21 protein-coding genes are annotated in these 16,905 nt (G+C 46.5%); 19 read left to right on the top strand and 2 right to left on the bottom strand.

Features of this window, described 5'->3' with window-relative positions; all coding sequences use genetic code 11:
- Positions 1 to 5: 5 nt before the first annotated feature.
- From HP401_RS12245 to HP401_RS12210, 9 genes are all read left to right on the top strand, one after another.
- Positions 6 to 422, top strand: coding sequence for a DUF3054 domain-containing protein (locus HP401_RS12245; RefSeq protein ID WP_173605191.1), 417 nt, complete (start codon positions 6 to 8; stop codon positions 420 to 422).
- Between the two features lie 55 nt (positions 423 to 477).
- On the top strand, positions 478 to 609 hold the full coding sequence (locus HP401_RS30180) for a hypothetical protein (RefSeq protein WP_255413062.1): 132 nt from the start codon (positions 478 to 480) through the stop codon (positions 607 to 609).
- Between the two features lie 83 nt (positions 610 to 692).
- Positions 693 to 1,055: a hypothetical protein gene (locus tag HP401_RS12240; protein WP_173605190.1), complete on the top strand. Its 363-nt coding sequence runs from the start codon at positions 693 to 695 to the stop codon at positions 1,053 to 1,055.
- A complete protein-coding gene (locus HP401_RS12235; protein WP_173605189.1) occupies positions 1,039 to 1,662 on the top strand; it encodes a thiamine phosphate synthase in 624 nt (207 codons plus the stop codon). The genes HP401_RS12240 and HP401_RS12235 overlap by 17 nt, the downstream gene beginning before the upstream one ends.
- A gap of 3 nt (positions 1,663 to 1,665) precedes the next feature.
- Positions 1,666 to 2,328 (top strand): thiamine phosphate synthase, encoded by a 663-nt coding sequence (gene thiE / locus HP401_RS12230; protein ID WP_173605188.1) that lies wholly within the window; start codon positions 1,666 to 1,668, stop codon positions 2,326 to 2,328.
- An 87-nt stretch (positions 2,329 to 2,415) separates the two neighbouring features.
- Entirely contained in the window at positions 2,416 to 3,324 is a 909-nt protein-coding gene (locus HP401_RS12225) for a hypothetical protein (RefSeq protein ID WP_142496752.1), read from the top strand.
- 86 nt (positions 3,325 to 3,410) lie between these two features.
- A complete protein-coding gene (locus HP401_RS12220; RefSeq protein ID WP_007727197.1) occupies positions 3,411 to 3,701 on the top strand; it encodes an antibiotic biosynthesis monooxygenase family protein in 291 nt (96 codons plus the stop codon).
- Between the two features lie 360 nt (positions 3,702 to 4,061).
- Complete coding sequence (locus HP401_RS12215) at positions 4,062 to 5,588, top strand: two-component system sensor histidine kinase NtrB (protein WP_173605187.1); 1,527 nt, start codon at positions 4,062 to 4,064, stop codon at positions 5,586 to 5,588.
- A 192-nt stretch (positions 5,589 to 5,780) separates the two neighbouring features.
- Positions 5,781 to 6,290, top strand: coding sequence for a hypothetical protein (locus HP401_RS12210; RefSeq protein WP_173605186.1), 510 nt, complete (start codon positions 5,781 to 5,783; stop codon positions 6,288 to 6,290).
- Between the two features lie 11 nt (positions 6,291 to 6,301).
- Here the strand turns inward: HP401_RS12210 and HP401_RS12205 are convergent, their stop codons facing one another.
- Positions 6,302 to 6,988, bottom strand: a complete 687-nt coding sequence (locus HP401_RS12205; protein WP_173605185.1) for a response regulator — start codon at positions 6,986 to 6,988, stop codon at positions 6,302 to 6,304.
- Positions 6,985 to 8,220, bottom strand: coding sequence for a sensor histidine kinase (locus HP401_RS12200; protein ID WP_173605184.1), 1,236 nt, complete (start codon positions 8,218 to 8,220; stop codon positions 6,985 to 6,987). The genes HP401_RS12205 and HP401_RS12200 overlap by 4 nt, the downstream gene beginning before the upstream one ends.
- A 173-nt stretch (positions 8,221 to 8,393) precedes the next feature.
- Here HP401_RS12200 and HP401_RS12195 point away from each other — a divergent pair, with 173 nt between their 5' ends.
- The 10 genes from HP401_RS12195 (at position 8,394) to HP401_RS12150 (ending at position 16,809) form a co-directional block, all read left to right on the top strand.
- A complete protein-coding gene (locus HP401_RS12195) occupies positions 8,394 to 8,726 on the top strand; it encodes a MarR family winged helix-turn-helix transcriptional regulator (protein WP_035985616.1) in 333 nt (110 codons plus the stop codon).
- 123 nt (positions 8,727 to 8,849) lie between these two features.
- Positions 8,850 to 11,987, top strand: coding sequence for an efflux RND transporter permease subunit (locus tag HP401_RS12190; protein WP_173605183.1), 3,138 nt, complete (start codon positions 8,850 to 8,852; stop codon positions 11,985 to 11,987).
- A 28-nt stretch (positions 11,988 to 12,015) separates the two neighbouring features.
- Complete coding sequence (locus tag HP401_RS12185) at positions 12,016 to 13,245, top strand: efflux RND transporter periplasmic adaptor subunit (protein ID WP_173605182.1); 1,230 nt, start codon at positions 12,016 to 12,018, stop codon at positions 13,243 to 13,245.
- 229 nt (positions 13,246 to 13,474) lie between these two features.
- Complete coding sequence (locus HP401_RS12180) at positions 13,475 to 14,185, top strand: cytochrome c biogenesis CcdA family protein (RefSeq protein ID WP_015891503.1); 711 nt, start codon at positions 13,475 to 13,477, stop codon at positions 14,183 to 14,185.
- A 23-nt stretch (positions 14,186 to 14,208) separates the two neighbouring features.
- A complete protein-coding gene (locus HP401_RS12175; RefSeq protein WP_064199206.1) occupies positions 14,209 to 14,742 on the top strand; it encodes a TlpA family protein disulfide reductase in 534 nt (177 codons plus the stop codon).
- A 171-nt stretch (positions 14,743 to 14,913) separates the two neighbouring features.
- Positions 14,914 to 15,111 carry a hypothetical protein gene (locus HP401_RS12170; protein WP_015891501.1) on the top strand — a complete coding sequence of 66 codons (198 nt, stop codon included), beginning with the start codon at positions 14,914 to 14,916 and terminating at the stop codon, positions 15,109 to 15,111.
- Between the two features lie 312 nt (positions 15,112 to 15,423).
- Positions 15,424 to 15,588, top strand: a complete 165-nt coding sequence (locus tag HP401_RS12165) for a hypothetical protein (RefSeq protein ID WP_173605181.1) — start codon at positions 15,424 to 15,426, stop codon at positions 15,586 to 15,588.
- A gap of 81 nt (positions 15,589 to 15,669) precedes the next feature.
- Positions 15,670 to 15,840, top strand: a complete 171-nt coding sequence (locus HP401_RS12160; RefSeq protein WP_144614962.1) for a YycC family protein — start codon at positions 15,670 to 15,672, stop codon at positions 15,838 to 15,840.
- Between the two features lie 27 nt (positions 15,841 to 15,867).
- The gene (locus HP401_RS12155; protein ID WP_173605180.1) at positions 15,868 to 16,434 is read left to right on the top strand and encodes a thioredoxin family protein; all 567 of its coding nucleotides are present in this window, start codon (positions 15,868 to 15,870) and stop codon (positions 16,432 to 16,434) included.
- Between the two features lie 66 nt (positions 16,435 to 16,500).
- Positions 16,501 to 16,809: a hypothetical protein gene (locus HP401_RS12150; RefSeq protein WP_016743537.1), complete on the top strand. Its 309-nt coding sequence runs from the start codon at positions 16,501 to 16,503 to the stop codon at positions 16,807 to 16,809.
- The last annotated feature ends 96 nt before the right edge of the window (positions 16,810 to 16,905 follow it).

Genomic DNA, 16,905 nt, shown 5'->3' with positions numbered 1-16,905 from the left:
TATACATGAGACTGCGTTTGTCGACACCGGGCTATTTATTGTTGCTCGGGGATCTGATCGCCTTTGTGCTTTTTGTTTATTACGGAAAAATCATTCATAACTACCCAGTCACGGTCATGGGAATGATCGAAACATTAGCGCCTTTCCTCGTAGGATGGATTATCGCGATTCTGCTTTTCAAGAGCTACGGACAACGAACGTATGAATCGGCGGGCCGACAATTCTTATCAGTACTGATTACTTGGACAGTTGCGGCACCCATTGGCTTGCTGATCCGCTCCTGGTGGACAGATGTACCGACAACGCTTATTTTTGCAGGTGTGACTTATTTCATCACGCTGGCGTTTTTGTTTGGGTGGCGTGTACCGTTCGCCATCGGCTACGCGATCTACAAACGCAAGAGACTACTTGCAACCAGCTAATAAAGTGACCCGAATTGGTTACGCTATCCTATGAACGACGTAGGAGGTGAATCAATTGGGAAAGAACAACAACAGCAAAGACCTCGGGAAAAATCGTGGTAAAACGCTGGATGAAAATGATCGCAACACAAATTTGCGACAATCGAATCATAATGATCGAAATGAAGGAACTGCAAAAGACCGCTGAGCAATCAGCGGTTTTCTTCATTGATACAGGTCATGATGTGATATAATAGATTTTGTTTTTTTCTAGCGAGTGGAGGGAAACGTATGACGGAACCGATGCAGAATGTACAGCCGGTGACCTTGTCGTCACAGGCGTTTTTACTTTTGTGCAGACTATATGATGGCTGCTATGACGAATTAAATCAAAATGAGCAGATTCGCGAACTTGTGGAGTCCATCGGTGATATTTTGTTGGCGGGTGTAGAGACGTTGGAGAAACAAGAAACCAAGCCAAAAAATATTACCTTTCCACTTACCGTGCAACAAGCATTTTTCTTGCGTCGTCTCGTGATTGAGCTGTTGGCTCAGTCGCCGACGGATAAAGAAGACAAAACGACACAATGGCTACAGGAATGTGTGACAGCACTCGCTGGAGGCGGTGTCCAACCTAATGTCAAGCACTCGTGAGCTGCATGTGATTACGAGCGGCCGACATTCGCTTGATGACGCAATGCGAATGGCAGAAGCTGCTTATGCAGGTGGTATGAACTTTTTACACATACGGGAAAAACAGCGTACCGCAAAGGAATGCATGGACTGGGTAAAGGCATTGTCGAATGTTATCCCCCTTTCGTCCTTGATCATGAATGATCGGGTGGACGTGGCAGCTGCGTCTGGTTGTGCTGGTGCTCACCTGGCATACCATAGTCTGTCTCCTGCGGAAGCGAGAATGGTACTGAAGACTGGTCAAAAAATAGGGCGTTCTGTCCATTCCGTTGTGGAAGCACAGGAAGCCATTGCTGCAAAAGTCGATTACCTGCTCTACGGGCATATTTTTGCGAGTGGTTCGAAGCCGGGTCTTGCGCCAAGAGGAACAATCGAACTTGCGCAAATAACGGCAAGATGGCATGTGCCGATCATCGGACTCGGTGGTATCACACCAGATCGGACGACGCATGTTTTGGAAGCGGGGTGTGCGGGCATTGCTGTCTTATCGGGGATCACAGATGCAACGGATGTCAAGTCAGCAGCCAGCGCTTATCGAGAGGCATTGGATCGTTGGGAGGGGAAATAAAGCATGCGTGATAGACAAAGACTTCGAGAAAAGATGGGTGTATATTTTGTCATTGGTACGCAGGACTGCGGGTATTCCAGTGAAAAGACCGTGCAAACCGTGGAAGCAGCATTGCGCGGTGGAGTGGGCACGCTTCAGCTACGCGATAAAGGAAGCAAGCTAACTGCTCGGGAACAATATGAGTTGGGCATTCAGTTGCAACAGCTATGCCGTGAATACGATACCTTATTTTTTGTGAATGACGATGTAGATCTGGCGATTCGTTTGCAGGCAGACGGCGTCCATGTGGGGCAAGATGACATGGCGTTGTCAGAAGTACGAGCCAAAGTTGGCTCTGAGATGTACATCGGTGTTTCGGCAGGTACAGTCGAAGAGGCACTCGCTGCCCAAAACGGTGGCGTCGATTGTATTGGTGTAGGAGCGATGTTCGCTACCCGTTCCAAGGCAGATGCTGGTGAGCCCATCGGACCAGTTGGGCTAGAGGAGATCCGCAAGGCTGTCGGTCATGACTTGCCTATCGTCGGGATTGGTGGTATCACACTGGAAAATGCCTCTGAAGTGCTTGCTGCGGGGGCCGATGGCGTCGCGATTATCAGTGCGATCAGCCGGGCAGAATCACCTGAGAAAGCAGCCCAAGCGCTTCAGCGGATTGTACGAACTCGTTAGCACGGACAAAGCGACGATTACATAAGGTAGGGTAATAGAAACAAACCAGGATGATGCAATAATGGCGATCAAAAGGAGGTGAAGCCGATGAAAAATCGGATTTACCGCATCGGATATGAATGGGTGAGCAAGCGGGAATTGCTCGAGCGATTGTTCATGACCGACTGCATTCTTATCGAACACAAGCGAATTCATCCCCCACCGGAGGATCAAGATACAGAATTGCCACCAGAAAAAGAAACTCATGCTGTTTTAGTTCGCAGTCAGCGCCGCCCTGGCGAATGGGTGACGTTTAACGGGCTATACGAAATACAGACGAGAGAGCCCATTCCCTGGATAGATTCACCGCTGGAGTACCATCAATTCGGCGTAGAATTGATTCCTGGTAATATTCGTAGGGAAAAGGCACCTCAAGGCAGGATACCAGCGCGCACCAAGCTGCAAATCGCAGCTGTGCGACAAGATACGGTATTTGTCACGGTTCCTGGGCATCCGTCCAGACGTTACGAAATGTCGTTGGCTCACGCTCGATTTGCCAAGGATAACCCGACAGAATTGGAAATGAAGCTGCAAGTATACGCTTTTCCTCCACGTAACGATATTTTTGTGGATTGGTTATTGAAAGAAGGGCGCAAAACAGGAATCATTACGCGCTCCAATCAGGAAAGGGTAGAAAAATCTGCTTTTCAGGTGTGGGACGATCTACGCCAAGAATACGGAATTAGTGTCAGTGCGGCATTGATTGCGATTAAACAGGCACTCATTGTCCTCGATCGTGCTGGTGTCGAGACTGACTTCCCATATCCGCCCCAAGAGCGATCGGATATATCTTTGTTCAGTGAATCGGAGAGAGATGCTTTTTATTCCTACCAATCCGTTCGATGTTCGATGGCCGCTGTCGCTGCCTTGCTGACGGCAGACCCGAAAGATCCGTTGCAGGATACACTTTTGATGGATATCATGCTCGAGCAACAAATCAACCGCAGGCGCGAATAGCGTTTGCGGTTTTTAGGTTTTTCGCCAAAGGAGTAGTATAATGGAAATTGGTAGATGAACCCAATGAAAAGGACGTGTGACCCATCATGTATGTATCCATGAACAGACTGACTGTACCAGCAGACTACCAATCCCATTTGGAACGTGCATTTGGTAATGGAGGAGAACGGATGAAGGAGGTTCCTGGTTTTTTGGAGTTCCTTTTCCTGGCACCTACGGAAGGTGACGAATACATCGTGTTTACGAAATGGACAGATGAAGAATCGTTTAAAAATTGGACGGAAAGCGAGGCTTTCAAGCGCGCGCATACAGGAACCAATCCAAATAGCCCGGTAAAATCGGATTTGCGCAATTACGCTGTCAAGTCCCATTCATAAAGCGAAAGCATTTGTCTCCACGGGGGCAGATGCTTTTTGGATTGGTTGACGAATAAACATCCTTGACCTTTTTATGCTCGATCGTGATATGATAGAAAATGTTGGGAAAGCGGTTTCAGTCAAACACGGTTAGGAGGTGAGGGTCTCCGAAAGCGGCAATAAAAGCGCGCGATAATAGGATGCTAGCCGAGATTGTTTGTCTGTAAGGATAAGAAGAGAACCTGATTGGATGGTGTCATTCTCTGCACCAGGATATCATCAAGCCGCTTTACATCTTGTCTCATTTACGTCCATAATAGAGCCTATACATACTTGGGAAAATAGCCTCAATGAAGCACGGAGAAAAGGAGCCAGAGTGTTTTGAAAAATCGAATAAGTAAGTATCTTACTCATTTGGTCCCTGCGGCGGTGGCCAAGACGTTTTCCTTTCTTTCAGATCATCATTACTCTGCTTTGCTTCTAGAAGACCGCGAAAATACAGAGGCTTTGTTTGTTCAGCAAATCACGAAATGGATTGAAGTAGTAAATGCAGTCGACACGTGTGCATTCGAGCGAGAATGGAGCGAAATGGCGTACCAATTTTCGTTGCTCGGAATGAATCTTACGTATTTACAGCAATTTTTGCGCAAGTGTCGAGACGTTATTATCGAAGAAATGAATAACAACGCATTTTCTCTTGCCACGACGGAAATGGAGCGAGTAGAGCTTTTGCAAGCACAGCTTCGTCTCTATCAATCGATGGACTACATATTGCAACAAATGGACGATGTCTTCAACAAAAATTCACATCAATTTCCACTTGAAAAAACACCAACTTCTCGTACAAGTGACGCCAAGGGAGAAAATGTTACCATGCTCGCTGAACAGGAGCTAGTCCAATTGGTTCTACAGTCCAGTGATATTGCCGTTTTGATGATTGACCGCCAGCTAAGAGTCATTGAGGCGAATTACGCGGTCTGTCATTTATATGGCGTGGATCGGAATCAACTCATTGGTCAAAACATTGATCATGCCCTTCGCCCTCATGTAAGCGAGCGTTTTGTCCAGTGGGTGATTGAACGCGGGCAGTCCGGCCATTATGTTGCGGAATACAGAGGCAAATGGACGACAGTGAGTACGAGCCCCATTTATTACGGTGGAGAGATGTGGGGAGCAATCGCCGTTCTTAGGAATGTTACGGAAAGCAAAAAGTACGAAGAAGAATTGAACAAGCGTGAAGCACTGGCAGCAGTGGGGCAATTGGCTGCCGGGATGGCACATGAGATTCGGAATCCACTGACAGCGATCAAGGGCTTCATTCAGTTATTGCGGGAGCAAGGGGAAGCAAATCGTAGTGAATCCTATTTTTCTGTTATCTTAACGGAAATTGAACGCATTGATGGGCTATTGAACGATGTCCTTGTTTTGGCACGGTACAGGGATGATAAAATCGTATCGGAACGTTTCTTAGTGATGGACGAATTATATGGCGTCATTCGTTTACTGGAGCCAGAAGCCAATCGAAGAGGAATCAAGCTAGAGATGGACATTGCACAAGGCGAGTGGCATGTGTTTGGTCATCGTTCACGAATCAAGCAAGCCATCTTAAACATCTTGAAAAATGCGCTTGAAGCATTGATGACCCAAGGCAACCTCGTTCATGTGAAGGTATACTCCTCTCTCAATCAAGTAATCATTGTTGTGGAAGACAACGGACCTGGTCTATCAGATTCTTGCCTGCAAAATTTATTCGTTCCTTTTTATACGACCAAACAAGAGGGAACGGGATTAGGTTTGTCTACGACACAACGCATCATTGCGGATCACGGTGGCGAACTCTATGCGGAAAACTCTCCGAAATGGAAAGGAGCCCGCTTTGAGATACGTTTACCTCTTTCCATTTCCTAAAAAAACAAAATAGGATTGTGACTGTAGACGGATCAAATATCCGTCTTTTTTTATGTTGAAATGAGCGGATAGTCCTACTTGAGAAAAAGTTGCAAGTCTTTCGAATCAATCTTTTTGTAAGTTGTTGTCAAGGTCTGTCGATCAGTGGAATAATTTACAAAACGGTTACAATTTGAACGGAGTTGAACAACTGTGATTCGGATGCTGAAAAAAAACGAAATGAGGTGGAGCTACTGGGAGGTTTGGTATGAGGAATCAGAGCATCTTTATACCGTTCATTACGGAAATGTCGGGGAAATTGGCGAGTATTTTGCTGTAGTAGCGGAACAGATCGAGGGAAGACCTGATGAGGTTTTGCAGAGCTGGACAGAAGAGATGAAAGAACAAGGATATCAGGTCATGAAAGAGCACGATTTCCATCCAATGATCATTCGCTTTCCCCATTTACGTGAGTCAGAGATTGAAATGCGCTATTTGATCGAACAGCTGTTGGACGAATGCTTGGGAAAGACAGGGAATGGTCACAGTGACGGTGGGGAAGACAGTGAGAGGACGTTGGCAGTGATTTGCCGGGTGATCGATACGAAGAAAGCGGCGGCTGCCGTATTTGAAGCGATGTCTTGTGCAAAGGTGGGCGAAGGGGTTTCCATCAGCATAAAGCAGGAGGATGGAAACTTGATTCCACTTCATCCTCCTGCCTAAAACTGTCTGATTTATTTCACGATTTTATGCCGCAGAGCTTTTGCCACTGCCTGTGTACGATCCTCAACACCCATTTTTTGCAAGATGCGATGCACGTGTGTTTTGACAGTGCCTTCAGATATAAACAAGTTTTGCGCAATCTGATCATTTCGATAGCCATCTGCGATCTGTTGAAGTACATCTAACTCCCGATCCGTGAGTTCATCTAGCAAGACTGATTGGGAGGCGGTCGTAGAATCAGGTGTCTCACGTTGACCTTGCAGAGCTTCGGCAAGGGCTTTTGCGGCTGTTACGGTGTGGAAGAGGGCTTCTCCCTGATGGGCTCTGCGAATCAGATCAAGCATTTCCTGAGAGTCGGCGTCTTTTAGCATATAGCCAACCGCTCCCGCGCGAATCCCTTCCACCACGTAATTATGATTGTCAAAGGTGGTGAGGATCAATACCTTCGTGCGAGGATGCTGTAGCATGATTTCTCTTGTGGCTTCAATACCCGACTTGTTGGGCATCTGAACATCCATCAAAACGACATCAGGTGCGAGAGAGCCAATCAGCTCTACTGCTTCTACACCATCGGATGCTTCCCCAATAACTTCCATATCGGCTTGCATTTGTATGACATAACCTAAACCTTGGCGAATCATGGTTTGGTCATCTACTAGGACCACGCGAATGGCTCCTTCTTTTTGTTTAACGGTCATGTTCGCATGCTCCTTTCTGGTTCAGTCTGGTGAATCGGAAAGCTGAAATCGAGTTGGAATCCGTGGGGCTCTCGAATGCGGTACGCGAGAGTTCCGTTCAATAGTTGAATCCGTTCAAATATGCCAGTTAGGCCAAAGCCAGGTTTGATTTTTTGGTCGCTCGTGATGCTTCCATCGTCTCGGATGGACAACAAAAGGATGTCCTTCTTTTGTTCAATGATGACGAGAATTTCTTTTGCGTCAGAATGACGTAAGGAATTGGTGATCGCTTCTTGCAAGATTCGATAAAACGTTATCGTCATTTCCTGAGAGAGCGGGATGTCCAGGTCGGAGCATATCAGCTCCATCTTTATTCCTGTATGCTTTTGAGCCTGCGACAAAAGAGCTCGCAGAGGCGTAAGTCCCAAGGAGGTTTTATCCAGAGCCAGTGTATGGACAGATGTGCGAATATCCTCCAGACTTTGCTTCGCAACACCAAGCATGTTGCGCACGGCTTCTTGTGCGTTGTCAGGTCCATCCTGCAACATATACTTCAAGGCATGTAGCTGGACAATGAGTGAAGTCAAACTATGACCCAAAGCATCGTGAATATCACGGGCAATTCTCGTTCGTTCCTCCAGAACCGCTACTTGCAGGGAATGAAGCGCTGCTTCTTGAAGTTGTAAGTGTGCCTCCTGCAACTCTGTATGTGCTTTTTGCAGCTGCTCCAGGTGCTGTTGGTTGGTTTCGTATGCTTCTCTTTGAATCCGATAGCCACGTGCACCGATATAGCAACCCACATACGTTAGAATATAAGAGATGATGTGCGTGAATCTCAGGTTTTCTTCAAAATATAAAAAAAGCGTACTGCACGTACCAAAAAAAGTAGCATAGGCCAACGCTCGGCGTCCATGAATGTGAAAACCGATAAAAACAGCGAGTGGGAGCATCAAGCCGAAGCCCTCTCCCCCCAAGGTGAGAGACTTTACTAAGGAAACGATTCCAAGCACGACTGCTACTAATTCGAATTGGAAAGGCTTCCATTTTTTCTTGGAAGTCCAAAATACCACAAGGTAACAAATAAATAGTACAATGGTAAGGGAAAATTGCAACGGAGTTTCCCGTTTAAATGAATCAGGAAGCAAAGCTAATACAAGTAAGATGGAAAACCACATGATCAGCAAACGTTTTTGTATGGCTTTCATCATTATCTTCAACAATGAGAAGTCCTTCTTTCTCTGCCGGATAATCACTTAACTTCATTCTAGCATGCGTTGTCGTCTATCTCCAGATAGATAAATCCTTGTCAGAAATCTACCCCTGGGTAGACTTCACTACATATACTTTTCAGTAGAATTATTTTTGGGAAATAAACGACTAGTTATGGGTGTGGAGTGGTTAAGTAAGGATGGCAAGGGAGGTTCTCATGAAAGAACTGATTCAGTTGGCAAAACTCCTGCAAGAAGCCAGTGTTTTGTTTACCACGATTTCTGAGCAAGAGCTGGATACAAGCGATGTAACCTGGCAACAGGTCTTGATTCTGGAGCAGCTTGGAAACGGGCCAAAAACGATGGGGGACATAAGTAAGACTGTCGGTCTTTCATACAGCACAACTTCCGGTCTTATTAACCGATTGGAGCAGGAAAACCTGGTACGCAGATTTCGGGACCAAGCAGATCGACGAGTTGTGTGGGTGTCACTGACAGAGCGTGTGTACCAACAGCGAGACGTGAAATGGGGAAATTCACAAACCGTTTAAAAATGGTTTCACCCCTTTATATTTCGTTAAGCGAAATGTTGTATGAGATTTACCTTGTTCATTTCGTTATGCGAATTATTTCTCACAAAAAATTAGCAGATATATAAAAAAGAGGTGAGTGGATTGAATCTTTCTGAACTATCGATTAAACGCCCGGTCACCATGATTATGTTGACTCTGGCCATGCTGATTTTTGGTTTCGTCTCTCTGCCTCGCTTGGCGATTGATCTCATGCCGGATCTGAACTTCCCGGTTGCTGTCGTGGTTACATCCGTAGACGGCGGATCTCCAAGTGAGGTAGAAAAACTAGTAACGAAGCCGATTGAGGACGCACTTGCAACGGTATCCGATTTAGATAGTATACAATCGGTATCGATGGAAGGCGCCTCGCAGGTTATCCTCATGTTTAACTGGGGGACAGACCTTGATCAGGCGACTCTCGACATGCGAGAGAAGGTAGATCAGGTTCGTGGTTCTTTGCCTGACTCAGCCAGAGCGCCACGCGTACTGCGCATTGACCCGAACAGTACACCGATCATTGAGTTTGCGGTGACGGGCGAGCAAGATATCAACAAATTGAAAAAGATGGCAGAGGATATGATCCAATCACGCCTGGAGCGTATTGATGGGGTCGCATCTGCTTCCATCAGCGGTGGACAAAGCCGGATCATCGATGTTACCGTCGACCCAGCCAAACTGGCGGCGTATGGTTTGTCACTTGACCAAGTCCAGCAGGCTCTACAGGGCAGCAACTTGTCAGGTTCCGGTGGAGCGGTACGTGAGGGTGATGCCAAGCTCAACATCCGTGTACAAGGTGAGTTTGCTGATGTCGATCAAATCGCGCTGACACCAATTTCTGTCGGAGGAAACTCCATCAGGCTCAGCGATATTGCCCAGGTAAAGGACACGCATCAAGATGTAACGCAAATGAGTTACGTGAATGGAACACCTAGCTTGGGTATTAGAGTGACAAAAGCTTCTGGCGGAAACACCATTGAGGTAGCAGATGATGTAAAAGCTGAGCTGGAGAAAATCAAAAGCGAACTGCCAGAAGGCGTTCAAATCATTACAACTCTAGACACATCCACCTACATTAAGGATTCCGTTTACACGACCGCTGAACATGCCCTGTTGGGTGGCGGTATCGGTATGATCTTGCTGTTCTTCTTCTTGGGCAGCTTGCGATCCATGGTAATTGCGGTCATTGTACTTCCTGTATCGATCGTCGCAACGTTCTTGCTGATGTACATGTCAGGACAGACGATCAACCTGATCTCCCTCTCCGGTTTGACATTGGGATTGGGATCATTGATTGACTTTGCGGTTGTTATGCTCGAGAATGTTTTCCGTCATCGAGAACAGGGAAAAGGTATGATGGAAGCGGCCTTGGATGGTTCCAAAGAAGTAGGTACGGCAGTAATGGCTTCGGCTTTGGCGCAAATTTGCGTATTCTTGCCGATTGCCCTCACGGAAGGTATTGCTTCTGAGTTGTTTGGACCACTTGCATTGACGGTTGTTTACTCACATATTGCGGCGCTTGTCTTCTCCATTTTGCTGGTGCCGATGCTGAGTTCGAGAATTTTGAACAAAATTCCGTCGCATACGCATCATGAGAACTATCGTGGAATCAATCCGGTTACTTGGTTCAACATTGGATTTAGCAAAGTAGAAAAAGGCTACCAAGGATTGTTGAAATGGTCATTGGGCCATCGTAAAACCGTCATGATTTCTTCGGTTGTCCTGATGGTGGGCTCTCTCGCATTAACTCCGATGATCGGGGCAGAGTTTATCCCGGCTATGGACCAAGGTCAAGTAAATATCTCCATCAAAATGCCGAATGGTACGGTTCTCGCTGAAACCGAGAAAGTAACCAGACAAGTAGAAGAAATTGTCAACACAGTTCCGGAGAAGAAAATTGTAGCGACTTCGGTTGGTAGCAATGCATCACCGATAGCGAGCACATTGTCATCCAATCAGGGAACGATCACCCTGATGCTGGTAGATCTCGACCAGCGCAAACGTTCCTCCAATGAAATTGTGATGGATCTCCAGGAAAAGCTGAAGCATATTGCCGGACCAGAAATTAAGGTAAGTGCACCAGCTGGTATGTCTACAGGTTCCCCCATTCAATTGAAGGTGAGCGGGGATGACTTGGCCGTACTGAAGGACATCAGTGGTATTATTAAAGGCGAGATTGAGAAGGTACCTGGTACGAGTAACGTAACAACCAGCTTGGAAGAATCAAGACAAGAGCTGGAAGTGAAAATCAATGCTGAGAAGGCGAGCTTGTACGGATTGACGACTGGACAAATTCTCTCCAGTGTTCGAACTTCCTTCCAAGGTCAAACGGTAACGCACTATCGCACGGGTGATGATGAGATTGACGTCAACCTCAAGCTGCCGAAATCGTATCAGGAAGATATCAACTTCTTGAACAATTTGCGAATTTCCGCTCCTGGTGGCGCACAGATCGCATTGACCTCGGTTGCGACTATCAATAAGATAGATGTGCCGGTATCGATTAACCGTGCCAACTCCAGCCGTGAAGTTCAAGTAACAAGTGATTTGGCAGGGCGTGACCTGAGCTCTGTCACGCGTGAAGTGCAAGAGAAAATTTCGAAGCTGAATCTCCCGGATGGCTACACAGTCGATTTTGGCGGGCAAAGTGAAGAAATGATGGAATCATTCAGTAGCCTTGCTCTCGCGATTGTCCTGTCAGTCGTGTTGCTCTATATGGTAATGGCTGCGCAGTTTGAATCGCTATACACCCCATTTATCATCATGTTCTCCGTGCCACCAACCGTTACAGGCGTTCTGCTTGGACTATTGGTGACAGGCACGACGATCAGCGTTGGGGTTTTGATCGGATACATTTTGTTGATCGGTCTGGTCGTGAACAACGCGATTGTATTGATCGACTACGTGAACCAACTACGTGCAAAAGGTATGGAGCTGTTTGATGCGATCCTGCACGCTGGCCCGATTCGTCTTCGTCCGATTTTGATGACGACACTCACCACGATTCTGGCGATTGGACCACTTGCGTTCTCTGGTGGCGCCGGATCTGAGACGAACGCACCAATGGCCGTGACGGTTATTTTCGGTCTTGGATTCTCTACCTTGATTACACTGGTTCTGGTTCCTGTCGTTGCTTCTTGGTTTGATGATGCAGGGAAAAAGAGACGCTTGAAGCGCCAGTTGAAACTAGAAAAGAAACTTGCTAAGAAACAAAAGAAAATCAATCCCGCTTTGGAATCGTAAGACGTTTGTGGGAAGAGGAGGGACATACATGAAACGAAGTAAAAAACCCGTCATTTTGGCATTGCTGGCCATCACTCTAGTGGCAGGGTGCTCCAGCCCGCAAGCGGAAACGCCGCCTACGGAAACGGTGGAAGCCGCCGCAACCCCTGTACAGATTGAAACCGTCGCTACAGGCTCAGTAGTATCAGATTCTGGTCTCACGGCAAAGCTGGCGCCGAGTGAGGAAGTGCAAGTTTCCCCGAAAATGGGCGGGAAAATTTCTTCCCTGCCAGTGAAACTGGGACAATACGTGACAAAAGGTCAAGTATTGTTCAAGCTCGATGAAAAAGATCTGGTGAACGGTGTCAAGCAAGCAGAAGCAGCCTACAATGTATCAAAAGCCAGTTTAAACCAAGCAGGCAGCAGTTCAGATCAAGGCTTGGTGCAAGCAAAAAATAGCCTGAAGCAGGCAGAAACTGCCCTTCAGGATGCAAAAGTAAACCAGCAGCGGATGCAACAGCTCTTTTCACAAGGAGCGATTTCCGCACAGCAGATGGAACAGGCAAACTCCCAACTGACAACAGCACAGACTTCTTATGATAACGCACAGCAGACTTTACAATCAGCTGGGCAAAAAACGAGCGTACAAGTTTCTGAAGCATCTGTGCAGCAAGCACAAGTAAGTCTGCAAAATGCTCGTGAGCAATTGGCGAATGCGACTGTGACGTCTCCGATCAACGGATATATTTCCAGCGTAAGCGGTGCAGTTGGTCAAATGGCAGGTCAGCAGCCGGTTGTGGTTGTCGTTAACACGAACCCACTTCTGGTAAAAGCAAATCTGTCTGAAGCTGATATTACAAAAATAAAAGTAGGAACAACCGTAAAAGTAAACGTACAATCGACAGGAAAAACGATTGATGCCAAAGTAACGGCGATGAGTCCAGTCATGGATTCGCAGCTCAAGGCATACCCAGTGGAGATTACGATTCCAAACCCATCCAATGAGCTGAAGTCCGATATGGTTGTGAATGTGATCTTCCCATCGGTTGGGGAAAGCGGAGCAAAATCGATCGTTGTAACGCGCGGTGCCGTTTTTGATCGCGATGGCAAACAGTATGTATTCAAGCTGGAAGGTGACATTGCGAAACAAGTCGAGGTCACTACGGGCAAATCCTCCAGTGATCAGATCGAAATTTTGACAGGCTTGTCTGCAGGCGATAAGATCGTGGTAAAAGGGCAAACATTGCTCCAAGATGGCGGAAAAGTTACGATTCAGTAAGAAAAAGAGTAGCAAGAAAGGGACGGAGTACATCCGTCTCTTTTTTGTGTACAATGGAACTACTCGGCCATATTATGGATACAGAGCGAATCATGAGCTATCTTTATCTATCTAATTATGAAAAGGAAATTGTCACGGATTTAAGACAAAGTGTCATTGCTACTTTTGAAGGGGGCAAAGATTCGATACAATGAGAAGATAGTGGATAAAATACCCAGCGGAGGTACATATGACTGGCGATATTACTGTGTTTGTGGCTTTTGCAGCAGGTTTTCTCTCGTTTATTTCACCTTGCTGCCTGCCGCTTTATCCGTCCTTTTTGTCTTACATAACTGGAGTAACGATTGATGAAGTAAAGAAAGGGAGAGCAGTTTTTCGCAAGGAAGCTTTCTTGCATACCTTTTTCTTCATTGTCGGGTTTTCGATCATTTTCGTTGCGCTTGGGCTGTCTACCTCTTGGATCGGAAGCTTGTTCACCGACCAGCAGGACTTGATTCGTCAATTGGGCGGTATTTTGCTTGCTGTTATTGGCTTTGTTATGCTTGGCGTGTTTAAAATGGATTGGATGATGCGTTCTTTTAAAATCGATTTAAAATCGAGGCCATTGGGGTATACTGGGTCCATACTGGTGGGAATGACGTATGCAGCTGGATGGACACCTTGTGTGGGACCCATTCTTTCTGGCATTATCGTCATGGGTGTATCCAATCCTTCAAGCGCCTTGGCTTACACATTGGCGTATACACTTGGTTTCGCCATTCCATTTTTTGTCATGACATTCTTCATCAGTAAGGTGAAAGCGATTGTGAAGTATTCCGACCTGTTTATGAAAATCGGAGGAGCCATTATGATCTTGTTCGGTATTCTTCTGTATACAGATAAACTGACGGATATTACACGCGTTCTCATTCAAATGTACGGAGGCTTTACGGGATTCTAACTCAGTAGGGCAGAGGTGACAAAATGAAAAAGCTGTTGCTCGCGGTGATCGTATTATTGGGGGTCGGACTTGCTGTTTGGGAAAAGCCTCAAGAAACAGCCGCAATCGTAGCAGAGGTTCAAAAACCAGAAGTTGGCTTTGCGGCTCCTCATTTTACACTGACAGGATTGGATCAGCAGACGTACAAGGTAGAAGGCAAAAGGGCGAAACCATTGGTCTTGAATTTTTGGGCTTCTTGGTGTGGACCATGCAAGCTGGAAGCGCCTGATTTACAAAAAGTATATGAAAAATACGGCGGGCAGGTTGATCTGTATGGTGTGAACGTCACGAGCAATGACAGCCCGGAAGCAGCCATGGCCTTCGTCACCAACTATAAGCTGACATTTCCCATACCGATGGACGTCGCTGGAACTGTGTCGAACCGTTACAAGGTGATGGCATTCCCAACGACTTACTTGATTGACGCGGATGGGATCGTACGAAAAAAGATCATCGGCATGGTTGATGCTCCTACACTGGAACTGGAACTGCGCCAGTTGTTAAGTCCAAAGCCATAAGGAAGGCACATAAGTCGCTGGGGGAGAATTCTCCGGCGGCTTTTTCTATTTGTGACACGTATGACAAGGCCCATTTTGCAGGTGAAGATCTTGATTTTGTATGCTTGCCTAAAGAGCGGTGGTGTTCTCCTTCATAGACTGGAGTGATCTAGGGCAAAGGGAGGAAAACGGATGGCCAAGGGCAAAAAGGTAAAGAAGAAGAATACACGACAGCATCCCAATCAAGTACAGCTAAGAATCGTAACGTCCCATACATGTCAAGTATGCAAACAGCAATGTGCACGAGGGTTGGCGTATCTGGAACAGATGTCCCAGCCCGGCGCGATCGGCTTTGGTGTACCATGCATCCTCACTAAGCAAAAGCAATAGCTTGTCTTTTCTATGAGCAAGTGTACGGTTCACGGGGGATAGTCCCTTCACTTACATTCAAGAGGGACTATCTTTTTAGTGAGAAAAGCGAGGAAAAGCGGATTTGCATGTAGAAGTGAGACCTATCAGAGGAAAGCTTTTCTGTTTGGACAAGCAGTCAACGCTATTATGTAAAACGGTTTTTATGCTAAATGGCGCTTGCAAACTCGCTATGAGGAGATGCTTAATGGGCTAGCACTCAGCCAAGACTACGAGAGAAAGGCTTTCCAGCACCGCGTTTGCCTGTACTTTTACATCAGGAATGGCTTGCCCATGACCAAGGAGAGACGTACCAAGCAAATGAATGGATCGACGGGCGGCAGCTATCATCCGGAAGAATTACCACTTCGTGAAGCGAAGGCGATAGGGGAGCTGTTAGCCCATTTTCATCGTCTGCTGGATTTGCTTTTCCCGGAGCATCAACAAGTTAGCGGATGAGCCTCAAGATACCAAGCTGGCAGGTTTAACAACCGTGTATTATACTGAAGGGACTGATGAAAGCAAGGGAAAGGAGCAAAAATGCGTCCATTACAAATATCACCGGAAACGGCAGTCAAACTGGCGGAAGCACTTCAGGTACCCTTGGAACGCCTCATGCACATGCCGCAGCATATTTTGTTGCAAAAAATGATGGAGCTGGCTAATCAAGAAAAGGAAGCTAACGAAGCAGCGAATAAAAATCAAGATTAGGCGAGCGATACAAAAGGAGGAGAAAAGATGGGGGCAAATGTAGCACATAAATTCCGTACGGGGCTCAAGCCACAAGCGTTTGTGGAAAGCATGACGAAAAATCAGGATACATACCAAAACTGGTCGGATGCATTTTCATGGGAGGATGAACAAGACCGTGCGTTTTTTGCTTCTCTCCAGCATCGTGATGACCTCAGATGCTTGATTTTGGCTGCGGAATGGTGTGGCGACGTCGTTCGCAACTTGCCAGTCGTTTTGCATGCCTTGAAAGAAACAGACATGCCAGTGGAAATTATGGTGATGGAAGAACACCTCGATCTCATGGAGGAGTTTCTTACGATGGGCGGTCGGGCGATCCCTGTTGTTATTTTCGCAGACACGGGTGGACATGTTCTGGCAAAATGGGGACCACGACCGAAGCATGTCCAAGCTATCATGACGGCATTCAAACAACAAAACCCGGACCGAAACGCCACGGATTATGAAGACAAGATTAAAGTAGCGCGTGCCGAAATGCTCGAGCAGTATGGAGAAGGAACTGGCTACCAGCAAGTGATTGTCAAAGAGCTGAGAGAGCTACTTTCCTCGATTTAATCTATCACATCCATAACAGGGCGGAGTCACGGCTCCGTCCATTTTCATGCAGAAGGGCTGAATAACATGTATTACTACGGGAATGAAACGATTATGTCCTTGGAGCAGGTGCTTCGCTTAAAAGCATCGGAAGTTCGAATTTTGGAGTGGGTACGTACCTACGAGTTTTTAGAAAATAGTTATGGAATAGATGAAGCTGTTCCCTACTTCTTGGAGATAAAATGTGAAGAAGGGCAAGTGAAGATTCGCAAAAACCGTATACTTGACTTCCCGGAATACTCCTGTGAGGGAGAAGCAATCTTTCAAGAAGTAGATGAAGCACTGCGCGTCTTTCACGAGTGGGCACAGGAGATCTTGGCGAAAAAAGAGAGTTAATGAAAATAATATGTTGACGTCAAACAAAGTTCATGATAAATTAATAAATGTCGCTTCTGCTTGAAGAGAATAGCAGAAGATAGACAGCACATATTG

The sequence above is a fragment of the Brevibacillus sp. HB2.2 genome (assembly GCF_013284275.1).
GTDB classification, from domain to species: Bacteria; Bacillota; Bacilli; order Brevibacillales; family Brevibacillaceae; genus Brevibacillus; species Brevibacillus brevis_D.
The sequence above is the reverse complement of the archived record's forward strand: the minus strand, read 5'-3'. Positions and strand labels throughout refer to the sequence as shown.